The organism is Cyanobium sp. Cruz-8D1 (genome assembly GCF_024345975.1).
Taxonomy (GTDB): domain Bacteria; phylum Cyanobacteriota; class Cyanobacteriia; order PCC-6307; family Cyanobiaceae; genus Cyanobium.
The window spans coordinates 1-14090 of sequence record NZ_JAGQCD010000002.1 but is presented as its reverse complement, the minus strand read 5'-3'; the positions used below and the strand labels follow the sequence as shown (position 1 = coordinate 14090).

At 69.4% G+C, this 14090-nt stretch carries 18 protein-coding genes; 7 read left to right on the top strand and 11 right to left on the bottom strand.

Annotated features, from left to right (window positions below):
• The first annotated feature begins 26 nt into the window (after positions 1-26).
• The 4 genes from KBZ33_RS01600 to KBZ33_RS01585 all read left to right on the top strand — a co-directional run bounded on the left by KBZ33_RS01600 (position 27) and on the right by KBZ33_RS01585 (position 2812).
• Positions 27-713: a sigma-70 family RNA polymerase sigma factor gene (locus tag KBZ33_RS01600; RefSeq protein ID WP_254950190.1), complete on the top strand. Its 687-nt coding sequence runs from the start codon at positions 27-29 to the stop codon at positions 711-713.
• Between the two features lie 89 nt (positions 714-802).
• On the top strand, positions 803-1165 hold the full coding sequence (locus KBZ33_RS01595; protein WP_254950191.1) for a hypothetical protein: 363 nt from the start codon (positions 803-805) through the stop codon (positions 1163-1165).
• Positions 1149-1520, top strand: coding sequence for a hypothetical protein (locus KBZ33_RS01590; protein ID WP_254950192.1), 372 nt, complete (start codon positions 1149-1151; stop codon positions 1518-1520). The genes KBZ33_RS01595 and KBZ33_RS01590 overlap by 17 nt, the downstream gene beginning before the upstream one ends.
• A complete protein-coding gene (locus KBZ33_RS01585; protein WP_254950194.1) occupies positions 1517-2812 on the top strand; it encodes a glycoside hydrolase family protein in 1296 nt (431 codons plus the stop codon). The genes KBZ33_RS01590 and KBZ33_RS01585 overlap by 4 nt, the downstream gene beginning before the upstream one ends.
• A 159-nt stretch (positions 2813-2971) precedes the next feature.
• Here KBZ33_RS01585 and KBZ33_RS01580 read toward each other — a convergent pair whose 3' ends face one another.
• Positions 2972-3727: a hypothetical protein gene (locus tag KBZ33_RS01580; protein ID WP_255011444.1), complete on the bottom strand. Its 756-nt coding sequence runs from the start codon at positions 3725-3727 to the stop codon at positions 2972-2974.
• A gap of 208 nt (positions 3728-3935) precedes the next feature.
• Here KBZ33_RS01580 and KBZ33_RS01575 point away from each other — a divergent pair, with 208 nt between their 5' ends.
• The 3 genes from KBZ33_RS01575 to KBZ33_RS01565 all read left to right on the top strand — a co-directional run bounded on the left by KBZ33_RS01575 (position 3936) and on the right by KBZ33_RS01565 (position 5707).
• Complete coding sequence (locus tag KBZ33_RS01575) at positions 3936-4748, top strand: hypothetical protein (RefSeq protein ID WP_255011442.1); 813 nt, start codon at positions 3936-3938, stop codon at positions 4746-4748.
• Positions 4749-4875: 127 nt separating this feature from the next.
• Positions 4876-5199: a hypothetical protein gene (locus tag KBZ33_RS01570; protein ID WP_254950199.1), complete on the top strand. Its 324-nt coding sequence runs from the start codon at positions 4876-4878 to the stop codon at positions 5197-5199.
• Between the two features lie 325 nt (positions 5200-5524).
• A complete protein-coding gene (locus KBZ33_RS01565; RefSeq protein ID WP_254950200.1) occupies positions 5525-5707 on the top strand; it encodes a hypothetical protein in 183 nt (60 codons plus the stop codon).
• Between the two features lie 38 nt (positions 5708-5745).
• On the opposite strand, the gene KBZ33_RS01560 is transcribed toward KBZ33_RS01565, so the two are convergent.
• The 10 genes from KBZ33_RS01560 to KBZ33_RS01515 all read right to left on the bottom strand — a co-directional run.
• Positions 5746-6978 (bottom strand): hypothetical protein, encoded by a 1233-nt coding sequence (locus KBZ33_RS01560; protein ID WP_254950202.1) that lies wholly within the window; start codon positions 6976-6978, stop codon positions 5746-5748.
• Positions 6975-7877 (bottom strand): hypothetical protein, encoded by a 903-nt coding sequence (locus tag KBZ33_RS01555; protein WP_254950203.1) that lies wholly within the window; start codon positions 7875-7877, stop codon positions 6975-6977. Before KBZ33_RS01555 ends, KBZ33_RS01560 begins: the two co-directional genes overlap by 4 nt.
• A 15-nt stretch (positions 7878-7892) precedes the next feature.
• Entirely contained in the window at positions 7893-8312 is a 420-nt protein-coding gene (locus tag KBZ33_RS01550) for a hypothetical protein (RefSeq protein ID WP_254950204.1), read from the bottom strand.
• A 21-nt stretch (positions 8313-8333) separates the two neighbouring features.
• Positions 8334-9578, bottom strand: coding sequence for a collagen-like protein (locus KBZ33_RS01545; RefSeq protein WP_254950206.1), 1245 nt, complete (start codon positions 9576-9578; stop codon positions 8334-8336).
• A gap of 54 nt (positions 9579-9632) precedes the next feature.
• Complete coding sequence (locus KBZ33_RS01540) at positions 9633-11075, bottom strand: YbaY family lipoprotein (protein ID WP_254950207.1); 1443 nt, start codon at positions 11073-11075, stop codon at positions 9633-9635.
• 84 nt (positions 11076-11159) lie between these two features.
• On the bottom strand, positions 11160-11546 hold the full coding sequence (locus KBZ33_RS01535) for a hypothetical protein (protein WP_254950209.1): 387 nt from the start codon (positions 11544-11546) through the stop codon (positions 11160-11162).
• Positions 11547-11647: 101 nt separating this feature from the next.
• A complete protein-coding gene (locus tag KBZ33_RS01530) occupies positions 11648-12346 on the bottom strand; it encodes a hypothetical protein (RefSeq protein ID WP_254950210.1) in 699 nt (232 codons plus the stop codon).
• Between the two features lie 5 nt (positions 12347-12351).
• On the bottom strand, positions 12352-13128 hold the full coding sequence (locus KBZ33_RS01525; protein ID WP_254950212.1) for a hypothetical protein: 777 nt from the start codon (positions 13126-13128) through the stop codon (positions 12352-12354).
• A gap of 13 nt (positions 13129-13141) precedes the next feature.
• Complete coding sequence (locus KBZ33_RS01520; RefSeq protein ID WP_254950214.1) at positions 13142-13585, bottom strand: hypothetical protein; 444 nt, start codon at positions 13583-13585, stop codon at positions 13142-13144.
• A gap of 53 nt (positions 13586-13638) precedes the next feature.
• Positions 13639-14090: hypothetical protein (locus KBZ33_RS01515; protein ID WP_254950216.1), on the bottom strand; the 452-nt coding region annotated here is incomplete at its 5' end.

The following is a 14090-nucleotide window of genomic DNA, read 5'->3' as shown; positions in this document are numbered from 1 at the left end:
CATGCGCCCTCCGATGTCGGGCGTCCTTGCCACAGCGCTGCGGCCGGCCGGTGGGGGTGGGGTTCTCCGCCGTCTCCCCGATGGCTTCCCTCACGTCCCCTTCCCACCGCCAGAAGCCAGCAGGCCAAGCCCTCAGCCGTTCAGCCCTCAAAGCCCGCGATGCCCTGGCGCTGGAGCACCTGCCTCTGGCCGATGCCATCGCCTCAGCCGCCGCCCGGCGTCTGTTCCCGCTGGTGGAGCGGGAGGATCTGATCCAGGTGGCCCGAGAAGCCCTGGTCCGCTCCGCTCCCCGCTGCCGATCCGGTGAGCCCGCTGGGCCCTATCTGCGCCGCTGCATCACCGGTGCCCTGCAGCATCACCTGCGCGATCGGGTGCGGCTGGTGCGCATTCCCCATCGCCTGCATGAGCAGGGCCAGTGCCCACTGGGGCACTTTAGCCTCGATGCCAGCGCTGATGGCGAGCCGTGCCTGCTCGATCAGCTGGCTTCCCCTGAGCCCGAGCCAGCTTCCAGCGGGGCCGAGCAGCAGCTGGCGCTGGAGCAGCTGGTCGAGCAGCTGCCCGCCGCCCAGGCCACGGCCCTGAGGCTCACGCTCCTGGAGGGCCTGTCGCTGCGGGCCGCAGCCGAGCGGCTCCAGATCAGCGCCATGTCGGTGCAGCGGGCCCAGAAGAAGGCCATCGCCGCCCTGCGCCAGCAGCTCTCAGGTGGGGGCTGAGGCCCCTTCCTGCAGCCGGGCTGTGGGCCGGCCTGGCAAAGGCCCATGGAGGGCTGGCCGGTTCGCCTGCGGCGGCCCCACTGATGCCGATGGCACCACCACAACTGAGCAGCAACACCGCCCCGATCCTCGCCCTGGTCGGCGCTGAGATCCTCTCGCTGATGGCCTTTGTGGGGGTCTGCGAGCTCCGCGCCAAGGACATCGCCCTGTGCGAAAGCCGTTGGGCTCTGGCCCTGCCGGCGATCGCCCTGGCGGGCCAGTCGGCCGCCACCTACTTCATGGACTCCGGCCGGGGGCATGGCCCCGGAACCGGTGGTCGCGGTCCAGGTGGCGGCGGCCCCGATGGCGGCATCCCATCTGGCGTGGTGCGGCACCTGCCGCCCAGGAACCGGCTCGGGCAGTTCCGCAGTGGCACAAGCGACGAGGACGGGGACGATGCGCTGGCTGCTTGATCTGGCCATCGCCTTTCTGGCCCTGGGGGTCTTGGAGGCCGTGGTGAAACCACTGGCGCGGCGGTTTGTGCAGCGCCGCATCCTGGCGGTCGCACCGGTGCTGTTCCACCAGCTCGATCCCCTGCTGCCGGGGCTGCTGCAGCGCTGCTCCGGAGCCGATCTCGAGCAGGTGGTGCGCCAGAAGCTGGAGGCCCTCACCGGTGAGAGCTGGGCCAGTGACGACCTGGGGCCGCTGTTTGCGCTCTTCGACCCACGGGCCGCTGCGGATCACGCCGTGGGGCAGATGGGCGATGGGGCCTTCTCGGCCTGGTTGGACGGGGCATCGGCGGACGATCTGGAGCGTTGGCAGCCATGAGCAAGGCACCTCTGCAGGGGAAGCCTCCAGTCCCCACCAGCAACTACGTCAGCCACTACGACCCCAGCAAAAGCCATCACCGTGCCTGGCTGCAGGCGGTGCTGGACCTGTTGGTGCAGCACGAGCCCGAGGCCCTGGCTGAGGGCAGTGAGCTGCGGGATCTGTGGAAGGCCGCGGTGGAGACCAAGGCGCCCACTGAGATCCCGGCCGCTGTCGCGGTGGCCATGCCGCTGGTCAAGGAGTTCGAGGGCTGCAAGCTCACCGCCTACCCCGATCCCGAGACCGGCGCCGAGCCCTGGACCATCGGCTGGGGCAGCACCACCTACGACGACGGTGCACCGGTCAAACGGGGCGATCGGATCAGCCAGGAGCTGGCCGATGCCCTGCTCGCCGGCCGCCTGAAGCGAGACCATCAGCTGCTGGCCCAGCGCATCCCTGGCTGGGCAAAGCTGAGCACCAACCAGCAGGCGGCGCTGCTCTCGTTCACCTACAACTGCGGCCCGGCCTGGTTCGGCAGCAAGGGGTTCACCACCATCACCAAGGTGCTGCAGGCCGGCGAGCTGGAGAAGGTTCCCGCGGCGCTGATGCTCTACGTCAATCCCGGCGGCCCCAGCGAGGCCGGCCTGCGGCGGCGGCGCAAGGCAGAGGCCGCGCTCTGGAGCGCATCACCCAGCCGGCTGAACAGCAAGCCCCCTGCTGGGGGAGGCGCCATCCGCCATCCCAACCCACTGGTGGGTGTGCCCCGCTACTCGCAGCGCGATTCGGCCCAGCTCTCTCAGCGGGATCGCACCTGCTTCTCCTCCAGTTGCGCCATGCTCCTGGAAACCATCAAGCCCGGCACGCTCAAGGGCGCCCATGGCGACGACCACTACCTGGCGGTGGTGCAGCGTTTTGGCGACACCACCGACGCCAGCGCCCAGCTGCGGGCGCTGGCCCACTACGGCGTCACAGCCCGGTTGGTGCAGAACGCCGACTTCCAGATGATCGAGCAGCAGATCAACCGCGGCATCCCCGTCCCCTGCGGCTACATCCACCGGGGGCATGTCGATCGACCCACCGGCTCGGGCCACTGGCTGATCGTCTATGGCCACACCCCCACCCATGTAGTGGTGAACGATCCATGGGGTGAGCCGGATCTGATCAGTGGCGCCACCCTCAACGCCAAGGGCATGGGGCTGCAGTTCAGCCGGCTGAACTTCGGCAAGCGCTGGATGGTGGAGCCGATCAGCGGCGGTGCCTACCGCTATGCCCCAGGCAGGGGGTGGAGCATCGTTGTCGACAGGCTCGCCTGAGACCGCAAAGAGGTCCTGCTCCGGGTCCTCTCCAGTGTGAGGCCCGCCTGGGATCCAGCTCTCGCTGCGATCCTGCCCTGCTGTGGGCTCGAGGCCTGCGGGCCCATTGCAGGTGGATGGAGCTGGCTCAGCCGATGCTGATGCGCCATGCCACGGCCATCAGTGGCCGCTCCAGGTGCGCAGCAGGCGGCGCCACAGCGATGGCCTGAGGATGCGGCCCCGCACCACCAGGCTGATCTCGGCAAACAGAGTCTCCAGACGGTCGGCATGGCAGATCGCACCCAGGTCTGCCGGCCGCTGCTGCGGCGTATCGAAATGGAGGTTGAGGATGCCGATCGGCAGCGTCTCCAGCATCACCAGACGGCCGTAAAGGAAGGCAATGCGGTTGCGCAGCAGGTAGTCCAGGCAGGGAGTGGGCAGATGGGGGCCGGCCTCCACCAGCCGCCAGCCACCATCGGCGTGCTCCAGCAGGTCCTGCACATCGGCGCGGATGCGCTCCATCGGCATGGAGCGTGACTCCACATCCAGCGGCAGCCGGCCCGGTGCGACGTAGCAGCTGAGGATCGCCACCCGGGTATAGCCGTAGCCGGTGGTGAGCAGCTCCGGGTTGTAGAAGGTGCCCAGGGCAACACGGCTGGCGCCGGTGAGCACGGCCACCTGGGCGAGCAGTTCCACCAGGTAGCGGGCGTTCTGCTGAGAGCCGAGCAGGAAGCCAAAGCGGCTGAGCACCACCTGCCGCAGGAAGCGGCGCCAGATCAGCCAGCCGCAGATGCCCAGCAGCACCAGGGCATCAGCCGAGACGCTCAGATCCAGGGTGGGCAGGGGCCAGCGCCCTGCCGGCACCGGCGTGTGTTGTGGCGGAGGTGTTTCGGCCTGAATGGCCGAGGGCTCGAGATCAGGTGCAGGCGCACGCATTGGCGGAGAGGGCATCGCAACGCGGCCCAGCTGGCCGCTCACCAGCACTTGCCAGCAAGCAGGCGGATCCAAGCGATCACGGCTCCCCACTGGGCTTTGCCAGTTACCGCCTCAGCAGTAGCGATCGGCTGCGTTGTGAGGTCGGCGGCGCAGGCCCTTCCATGCTCCGCGCCTGGGCAAGGGTTTCACCAGCCAGCCGGAGTGGACGTTGGGCTCCGCTGCGCTGCGCCATTGGGTGGTGGCTGGCCCTTGCCGGGCGGCGCGGCTGCAGGGAGGGTCCTGCGTCACCCCTCCTGTGGCTGCTGCCCACTCCCACCGTGCCTCCCTGTCCTTCCCCAGTCTCAACGGCAAGACCGGCCCGATTGCTGTCTCCAGCACCAGCCGGCGCACCTGTCCCTCCAGCTGCCCCCTTGCTGGTGATCAGGGCTGCTACGCCGAGGCTGGCTTCCACACCCGGCTGCACTGGGATCGGCTCAGCCGGGGCGAAAGCGGCCTGGCGGCGGCGGCCTTCATCAAGCAGGTGCTGGCGCTGCCGGCCGGGATCCTGTTCCGCCACTGCGTGGCGGGCGATCAATGGCCGGATCCGGCCGATCCGCTGCGCATCGATCAGGCCCTGTTGCTCCAGCTGGCCAGGGCCACCCGCCATCTGCGGGCGGCCTGGTCCTTCACCCACTTCCCGATGAGCCCGGAGAATCAAGCCGCATTGCGGCAGGCAGCCGCCAGGGGGCTGGTGATCAATGCCTCCACTGAATCCCGCAGCGCGGCGGCGGCCTTGATGTGCCAAGGCATCCCGGCGGTCTGCGTGGTGCCTTCCGATGCGCCCGCCGTGTTCCGCCACGAGGGCGTGCGCTTTGTGGCCTGCCCCGCCAGTCGTCGGGGGAGAGGCGGCCGCAAGATCCAGTGCATCAGCTGCGGCGGCCGCTTTGGGCTGCCTCTCTGCGCCCAGGCCGATCGGCCGTTCGTGATCACCTTCCCGGCCCATGGCCCCCGAGCAGCGGCGGCAGCGGCCCACTGCAGTTGAGGGGCCTGCCCCCTGTGGGGCTCGACCCTTTGGGTCTTGCTCCGGGCCTCTCCAGTCTGAGGCCCTCCTGCCGTCGGGCCTCCACTGGGATCGGTCCCGTCGCTGCGCCGCTCTCGGCGCCGAGTCCATGGCCATGCTTTCTGCCGCTGCCTCGCCGTTCTGCCGGCCAGAGGAGGATCCGTTTCTGCTGCTCGAATCCAGCCTCAAGGCGATCGAGCGGATCCTGCAGCTGCGGCGGGGGCTGCCGCTGCGCCGCACCTGGATCGAGCAGCCCTATGGCGAGGAGGAAATCACCTTGCTGGAGGAGGAGGTGATCCCGGCGATCCAGCAGTGCCTGGCGCGGGTGGATGAGCTCGATGAGCGGCTGCTGGCTCAGCAGGAGCTGCTGCAGCGCTGCCAGTTGGAGGCTGATCGTGAGGCGCTGGCTGAGTTGAGGCTGCAGATGGCCTGAGGCCCAGGGCCCGCCGGGAGCCCTGATCCCGGCATTTCTCTCCTGATGTGCCTCTCCGCCAGTGGACTGGCCCAGTCCGGGGACGAGGCCCAGGGCGGCCTGGGTCATGCCGGCGGCGGCTGAGCGCAGCGGTAGGTAAGTGCGGGGTTGGCGGTGGTCCACGGCGCAGGAGAGCACGTCCCCGATGGTCCGCCCCTTGGCCAGCAGCCCCCAGAGGCGGTGGGCTGGCGGCGCCACAGCGTCAAGGCCAAGGCGAGCACCCAACGGGTGGCCTTGACCCCGTGGCTCAGGGGCGTGGAGGGGGGCGTTTCTTCTCCAGTTCGCCATGCAAGCCACCACCACCGCTCCCTGCCGTTCCCGCCAGCGCAGGCCGCAGCGCCGTCACCCAGTGCGGGTCGCCCGGCAGCTGGTGCTCTTCTCCCTGCCGGTTCCTCAGCCGATCGGCTGCTGCTGGGATCTGATCTGCCCAGAGGCCGGCTGGGAGGAGCCGCTGCGCTGGAGCGTCTAGAGCCAGCCGGCTCTCAGCGCCGTGCGCCCGTGGCGGGATCAGATCCCCCGCGGCCAGAGCAGGCCTGTGGATGGTCGAGTTGCTCCGCCACCCGTTTCCCCATCACCACTACATCCTCCTCCCCCACCACCGGAGCCGGAGAGCAGCGGGCCCTGCTGTGGGTGCTGGCGGGCACCCACGGCGCTCATGTGGGGGAAGTGGCGAATGAAGTCCGCCGAACCCGAGACCAGTTGCATCCCACCCGGGGGCAGGCTGCTGATGAAGTGCAGTTCGTTGCTCTCCCGCCAGTGGCTCAGGGTCAGGGGTGTGCTCCAGGGGCTGGCCTGGTTGTGGCTGGTGCCAGCTGGCACCCACAGCCACACGTCCCGGTCGCTGGAGCGTTGGCCCAGCTGCAGCATCACCCCATCGGGGCGGGTCACCTTGCCGAAATGGGTGCTGGCGCCTCGGGTCGAGGTGGAGCCGATGAACAGCGGCGCCGGCAGCTGGATCAGCGGCGGTGGTGCATCAAACAGGCCCTGGTTCTGCAGCACGAATTCGTAGTGGCCCAGGGCGATGCCGCTGCGCAGCTGATGGCCGTTGGCGTAGATGCTGGCGCCGATCGCCGACGGGAGCCCCCCGAAGCTGTTGCCCGAATAGCCGTGCAGCACCACCTGCCCATAGAACTGCTTGCTGGTGCGGGGGAAGATCGCGATCGAGTTCCAGCCCGTCGTGCCCGGGCTCTTGTAGAGGGCATGGCAGCTGTCGCGATGCAGCTCGTCGTTGCCGCCATGGGTCTTGAGGGCCCAGCAGAAGAGCTCCTTCCCTGGGGTCGTGTCCTGGGCGATCAGCAGGATCGCGCCGATCGACGTGGCCCCGGTCAGGGTGCTGTCGACGTAGGCCAGCGCGGTGCTGTTGATCGAGGAGTTGTTGTAGGACCCGTAGCCGCCGTTGCTGGTGCTGTTGGTGAAGGTGCTGGCCAGCGCGTTGCCAAAGACCGCACTGCTGCTGCTCTGCGTCTCGCCCTGGGCGGTGGTGCTCTCAGTAAGGAACCAGAGGTGGGCGGGTTCCACGGGATGGCCCAGCTGCCAGGTGTAGCCCCAGCGGTTGGCGGTGGCATCGGCATGAGAGCGCACCACACTGAGCGGTGTGCTGGCGTTGCCCGGCAGGGCGTTCACCACCGCGGCGAAGGCCCGGAAGGCGGCATCGAGCTGCATGCCCACCCCAGCAGCGTCCTTGCTGGTCCACTTCCAGCTGCCGGGGGCAAAGGACTGGCAGAACACCTGATAGGTCATGGGAGCAAGCTCCCATTGGGTCCCGCCTCGCGGGTGCGCAGCAGCAGGCCATGGGCGCCGATCGCCAGCCACTCGCTGCCATCGGGCGCCTTGTAGTAGCTCATCGCTGCGCTGCTGATGTTCACCGCCGCGAAGTCGGGGGGAAGGATGAGCGGCTCCCAGAACTGGGCCGGTTCGTTGGCGACCTCGTAGTAGCTCCAGTCGGTGGTGGCGATCACCAGCTCGGCGGGCTGGCTGATCCGCACCACGGTGAGCAGCCCATCGCGCAGCAGATAGCGCGAGCCCGAGGGCTGGCCGGAGCGGACGTTCCAGCTCACGGCCCGCAATCCATCAAAGCTGGAGGTAGAGGGGGGCGAGGCCGCCAGGATCCAGTGGCCGGACACCTGGTCGCGGGCGATCAGCAGCGGCACCGCCTGCCTGTTCGTGAAACGGTGCTGGCTGTAGGCGAACACGAAGTATTCAGCCCCAGGGGCGAGCGACCAGCCCACCTGGGCATTGAAGGGAAGCGGCGTGGTGCTCCAGGTGCCGTTGCTGTAGACGACATCGCCGGCGGGGTACACCCAGCCCTGTTCGGTGTCGGCCCCCACGTAGGGCTCGGTGTTGCCGATGCCCGGCCGAATTTGAAGGGTGGTGCCGGTGAGGAACACCTCCAGCAGCAGCACCGCTGGCTCCCCGCCGGGGGTGAGCTGGGCGAGGGTCGCCTCCAGCCGCCAGCCACAGGGGTCCGTTGCGGTGGCATCCGGGTTGGGTGCGGTGGCGATGCGCAGCTGGTGCTGGCTCACCTGGGTGTTGGCCGCCGCGATCCAGTTCTGCAGGTAGCCGTTCACCTCCACCGCCACCGAGGGCCAGGTGGTGTCAGTGCCGAGGCGGCTGATGTCGATCAGGGTCCGGCTGCTCATCGGGTAGGCCTCATCTCAGGGCGCCAGCACGACGGCGGTGACGGTCACGGCGATGGCGGCCTGGGCAGTGCCGGTGTTGCGCACCAATGCCCGAAGCAGCGGCGCCGCCGCCCCGGTTTCGGTGGAGAAGTAGGTGCCGCCCGGCGGTGCCGTGATCGTCTGGGCAGCTGCGGTGGTGACCAGATCGAGCAGCACCCCACTCCCCGGGGCCGGATCCTGGGTGATCGGGCGGCTGCCATCGGCCTCGCGTGCCGCCCCCGAGCTGTAGAAGCTCACCCAGCCCGGTGCATCGGTGCTCACCGCCAGGAAATGGCCCAGCCGCCCCAGGCCGGGGAGGTCGAGCAGGGCGCTGGCACCCGGCAGCAGGGGCGTGGTGGTGTGGGTCACGCTCACCTGCTGACCAGGGACCTGGGTGCGCGGCAGCCAACTGGCCATGGCTGCTCTTCTCCCTGCCGCTTACGGCAGCACCTCGATGCGACGGATCGCCCGCACCTGGGTGATGAAAGCGCTCGTCTTGGCCTCGGCGTACTGATCCCCCAGGTAGGTCATCCGCAGGAAGGCGGTGCCACTGGCGGCCTGGGTGGAGGTCCAGTGGAAGAAGGGATCGTCGCCGTAGTTCTCGTCGAAGTGCTTGAGGGTCTCGGCGCCACCAGCGCGGAAAGCCAGCACACTCGTCAGTGCTGGGTTGCTGTCGGTGTAGTTCCCGCCCGCCGGCACCGCATAGGGGTTGGCGCCATAACCCGCCCCGGAATAGGTGCCATTGGCCGTCGCCTCCGGCTTGAAGGACCGATACAGCACATCCCACTCCTGGGTGGCGGGCAGGTACCAGTCGTCGTAGCCGCCGATGTTGAGCGAGCGGCAGAACTGCGCGGCCGGATGGCTGGCGTTGTTCATCGCCTCGCTGTTCGCCCAGCCATCGAACACGCTCGTGGTGCCGGTGCTGGCCGTGTTGGCGGTCTTCCAGGCCAGGTTGAGGGCAGAGCCAAGCGCCTTGGGCGAAATGATCAGCGCATGGGTGGGTACGCCATTGGCGGTGTGACTGATCAGGCCGGCGTAGTAGCCGCCGTCAAAGGCAGCACCGATGGCCGGCAGGTCCGCCACCCGCAGCGGGCCCAGTTGATAGACGGTGCCGGTCAGCAGGTCGAGGTAGAGGTCGCCATCGACGGCGCCGGGAATCGCGGAAGGCGGGGCACCGGTGCCGGTGAACCAGCCCGTGCCGCGGGGACCGATCAGACCATCGGCGCCTGCTGGACCTTGGATGCCCTGCGGACCTTGCGGTCCAGCAGGGCCTTGGGGACCGGCAGCACCGGCAGGACCCGCCACACCAGCTGGCCCCTGGGGGCCCTGGATGGAGCCGCCGTCCACCCAGCTGCTGCTCTCGCTGTCCCAGACCCGCAGCGAGTCGTCGGCTTGGACGATGTAGGCATCGCCCTGGTCCGGGTTGGCCGGCAGGTTGGCGATCGCCGCCACCGACCCCTTGAAGTTGATCCCGATCCCCGCCGGGCCCTGGATGCCCTGGGCACCGGCCGGACCAGCCGGGCCAGAGGGACCCGCAGGACCTTCTGGACCCTGCAGACCCGCGGGGCCTTGCTGGCCCTGGGGACCAGCCGGGCCCTGGGGACCCTGAACACCAGGGCCGCCCTGCGGCCCGGCGGGACCCTCAGGACCGCGGATTGAACCGGTGGAACTCCAGGACCCCATGGCAGCCAGGCAGCGCTGTTCTGCTGGCTATTGCCACGTTCAGTTGGGAGGGGCTCAGGGCTTGGCTGTGAACAGCAGCAGCGTGCGGCCCCGCTCGTCCAGAAGCAGCAGGTTCTGCTTGTCGATGCTCCAGCGCCGCACCCGGCCCAGGGCCTCGCTGTAGCGCCGCTCGAAGGCCATCAGCTCTGGCGGACAGGCCATCTGGGTGCTGGCCAGCCTGGAGAAGCTGAGTTGCTCGCCGCTGAGGCGGAAGCCCCCTATCAGCCGGTTGCAGCCGCCACTGCCGCTCACACGCTCCTGATCGCTCGCCAGCAGCAGCTCGGCCGGCTTGCCGGGGGGCTCGCTCAGGCTGGGGCCATCACCGTCCTGCAGCGCCTGGAGCGTCCAGAGGGTGCCGCGCAGGGAAGGAGAAGCCATGGGATGCGGGGCGGGGGTGGGAGTCGTCTTGGCCTGGCCGCAGCCCTGGCCGGGATGCACCCCCACAAAGCGCTCCACCACCAGGGTGCGCTGCGGCGGCCGGCCGGCCTCCATCGAGGGGCGGCTGGCGATCAGGCCCTCCAGGTTCACCAGCAGCGGCCGCCCCGCCGCGCCAGCCGGCAGGGCCTTGAGGTAGGCACGCTCGAGGGCGCGGAAGTCGCCTTCCATCGCCACCGGCAGCCGGGTGCCGGTGGCACAGAGGCGGATGCTGGCGGCATCGGCGAGGTAGCGGAACATCCCCTGCAGATGCAGGCGTGGCTCGATCGGTGCGTAGGCCGCCAGCCGCTGCAGGCGATCGTTGTGGCGCGAGTTGATGGGCTGACCTTGCAGGTCGAGCTTCCTCAGGGCGCTGCCGCCCTCGATGGGTTGGAAGAACAGGGGCGCTTCCCGGCCGCCGCGGAGCACCAGGCGGTTGCTGCCGCTCTCCAGCCGCCAGCGGCCGATGTCATCGAAGCTGTTGGGTGCCGGCCGATTCAGGAAGGTCTGGCGCAGTTGATAGGCGCCATCGCTGGTGAGATCCACCTGCCAGCGCGTCGTGCCGCCGGCATCCGGCAGATCGCCGCGCCAGCTGGCCGGCAACCGGCCTACCGGTGAGGAGGCCTGGGACGGCCGCGGGCCGCCACCCACCTGCACCAGCTGCAGATTCAGCGGCTGGCTGGGCTCTCTGGTGAGCACCGGCGTGATCGTGTCGGTGGTGAACAGCAACTGCTCGCCATGGCGCACCGTGGCGCGGACGGAGTAGCGGCCGCGGGGGGTGATGTCGCTCTCGCGGTAGGGGATGGAGAAGCGGAAGGGCGACTGGCCGGCCGGCTGCAGCCGCACGCGGCCGAGCTCGGTGGCCGGGGCATCAGCGCGGGCGATGTCGATCAACACCGCCTCGAAGACCGCATCCGGCGGCAGGGCGATCCGCTCACGGATGGTGGCCGTGCCGGTGAGGGTGCCCGCGTGCGCTGGACGGATCAACACCACAGCTGCCAGCAGGGTGGTGGCAGCGATGGCCGTGGTGCGCAGCTGATTCAAGACCGCAACGGCTGGGGGATCTCCCCAGCCTGCTGATTCAGTCCTGCCACCGCAACAGAAGCCCTGGACGCCTTGGCCGGCAGCTCAGCTGAACTGCACCGCCACCGTGAGCGCCTGGGGTGAACCGCTGATGGCGGTGACCTCCAGCCACAGCCAGTGCTCTGCTGGGATCTCTGGGGCCTGAAAGCTGGTGATCGCGCTGCCGGTGGTGGTGCTGGTCACGGTGATCGGATCCGTCGTGACTGCCGTGCCAGCACCGGAAACATCGGCGCCATGGCGCAGCGAGAAGGAGACGCTGGGGCTGGTGCCGCCCGTGAGCACGGCATCAACGCGGCTGAGGGTCTGGGCCTGGGGTGCCCGCAGCAGGATGCGCCGGTCATTGACCTGGGGGCTGGGCATCGAGAGCACCAGCGGTGTCATCGGCCCTGGCGGTCCGAGCAGCGAGGCGAGCTGACGCCAGGAGAGGGGCATGGAGAGCAGGGGGCGGCATCAATGGCTGTTGCCAGCGGCAGTGGGCTGCGCGGTGCCAACTCCAAACGAACTCCTAATTGACGCCAAATTTGGAGTTGCGCTCAGCGCTGCTCCAGCAGCTGGCCGAGTCGCTGGGAGAACAGCTGCAACTGCTTCTGCTGGCGCTGGTGCAAATCACCAGGGGCATCTGGCCGCTCTTGGTCGTAGAGCGCCAGCAGCAGCCCCTGGCCGCGCCCTGCACTGCTGCAACCCACAGGGCAGACCAGGATCACACCGTTGCTGCCTGCCGGCGAACGCACCGCCATCGGCAGGGCGGAGGATTCATCGCTGGCGCATAGGCCCAGGGCGGCGTGGCCGAGGGCCTCGGCCATCTCCACACCCAGCAGCGGTTGCTGACCCGGCGTCAGCGCCAGCTGGCCATGGCGCCCATCGGCCGCCAGAACGGTCACGCTGCCGCCGCCCCCCCACTGCAGCAGCGCCAGGGTGTGGAGACCATCGCCACTGCTTTCGATCGCGCTGCGCAGCAGGGTTTGCACCTGCCCCTGATGCGCCCTTACCTGCTCCTGCAGGGTTGCGGCGGTGGTGGTGCTCATCCGTTTGGCCAGATCCGGTTGCAGGGTGATCAGTAGCCAGGCGGTGTAGAGCACCAGCCCGAGCAGCACGATGCGTGAGAGGCGGTAGAGCAGCTGCCAGGGATTTCGGGCATCGAGCACCTCGCCCACCGCTTTCTGCAGCGCATCGCTGGTGGCGCGGGTGAACACCTCCACCCGCTCGGCCAGGCCCTTGTTGGTGTCGGGCACGGCGATCAGGCGGAGAGCTCGTAGACCTGCCCCGATAGCCGGTCCAGGTAGAAGTCACCCACGGCCGGCGCGGGCTGCAGGGTGGATGGCGGCGGGCCATCGCCGGAGTACCAGCGGGTGGCTCGGCTGCCGACGCCTGATTCCTGCACCACAGCGAGTGCCGGCTCACCACTGCTGGGGTCGGGCATGAAGCCCAAGCCGCCGTTCGGGTGAAGCCGCAGGCGCCAGACCACCGCATGGCGGCCGTCGTAGGGCTCGCCGCTGATGCCGCCGCTGGGGATCAGCGGCTGGATGACGCCTCCAGTTCCGCCGCCGCCATCGCGGTTGTTCAGCAGCTGCTGGGGCGGCACCGGGCAGCCCACCAGGGCAACGCGGAGGGTGGCGATCAGCATCCCCAGCTGAACCTGCACCGTCACATCGGCCCGCTGGGCATAGACGTGCCGCAGCCGCGGCGCCTGCCTGGAGACCGCCGGCCAGGGCACCACGTTGCTGCTGCCATCACCCCAGGTCACCGAGATCGGTGAGGGGATGGTCTGCCGCGGGTTGATCAGCAGCTCGATGGCGGCTGAGCCGATCGGTTCGTTCCAGCGGCTGTCAGCCGGCAGCCAGAACAGCTCCAGGTCGTCGGCCGGGATGGGGCCCTTCCGGTAGCCGAGTTCGGCCCAGCGGCTGAACTCCATCGGCAGCACCCACTGCTCCACCCCCGGGCAGCCGACAGGTGGCAGCAGCCGCACCCGTTGGCCGCCCACGGTGCTGGGTTGCTGGGGCAGGGGGTAGGGCATGACCAGCAGGGGATCAGATCAGCGGGTCGTCGAAGAGGTCGTCGGGCAGGGCGCTCAGCGTGTGGTCCCCGTCTGTGGTGGTGTCATCGCCAGGCGTGGTGCCTGCCTCCTCTGCGGCCTCAGGGGCTGCCGTTGGCTCGGAGTCGGCGGCGTCAGCCTCAGCGGTCGTCCCGGTTTCTTCCGGTGTGGTCTCAGCCCCGGCGGGTGGCTGTTCCGGCTCCTCCTTGCGGCGGCGTCCGCGCCGTCCGCGGGGTGATGCAGGTTTTGCATCGTCCTGCTCAAGGATTTCGCCAGCAGTCGCAGCGATGGGTGCCGGCGGCTCTGCTGCGGCAACCCCAGCCGTTGGGGCTCCGGCTGTGGCCTCGGCCCCGGCCAGCCGCCAGCCGAGTGCCAGCCAGCCCGGCAGATGCACCGGCCAGACGTAGCGCGCCTGGCTGCCCAGGCGGATGCGCAGCATCCCGGCAGGGAGAGGGCCCTGGGCTGCCAGCCCCGTTGTTGGCTGAGTCATGGTCAGGCCGGCAGGGTGGCGGTCAGGCCGACGACCATCCCCTCCGGGGTCGAAGGGGTGACGACGGCCTTGGCGAAGCAGAGCGCCGGCAGGTCAGCGTTATCCACATCGGCGGTGTCCAGCAGGATGTCGTGGCCGGAGATGTAGGCCTCCACCCGGCCGCCCTCTGCCGGCACAGCGACGGTGGCGACGGGGACAAAGGTGCCCATCGTTCCGTCACGCAGCTCAGGCGCCAGATGCAGCACCACCGTCACCGCAGCGCTGTGGCCGGGGTGGGAGACCAGCAGCGAGAACTGGGAGGCGGCATCGAGCTTGGTGTTCAGCTTCACCACCTCACCGCTGCTGAACACCTTCTCGGTGTCGCGGGTGGCGGAACGGTTGGTCCAGCCCACCAGCACCGTGGCGGCATCGAGAAGGGCGTTGGCTTTGAGGCGAGTCATCGGGCGATCTCCAG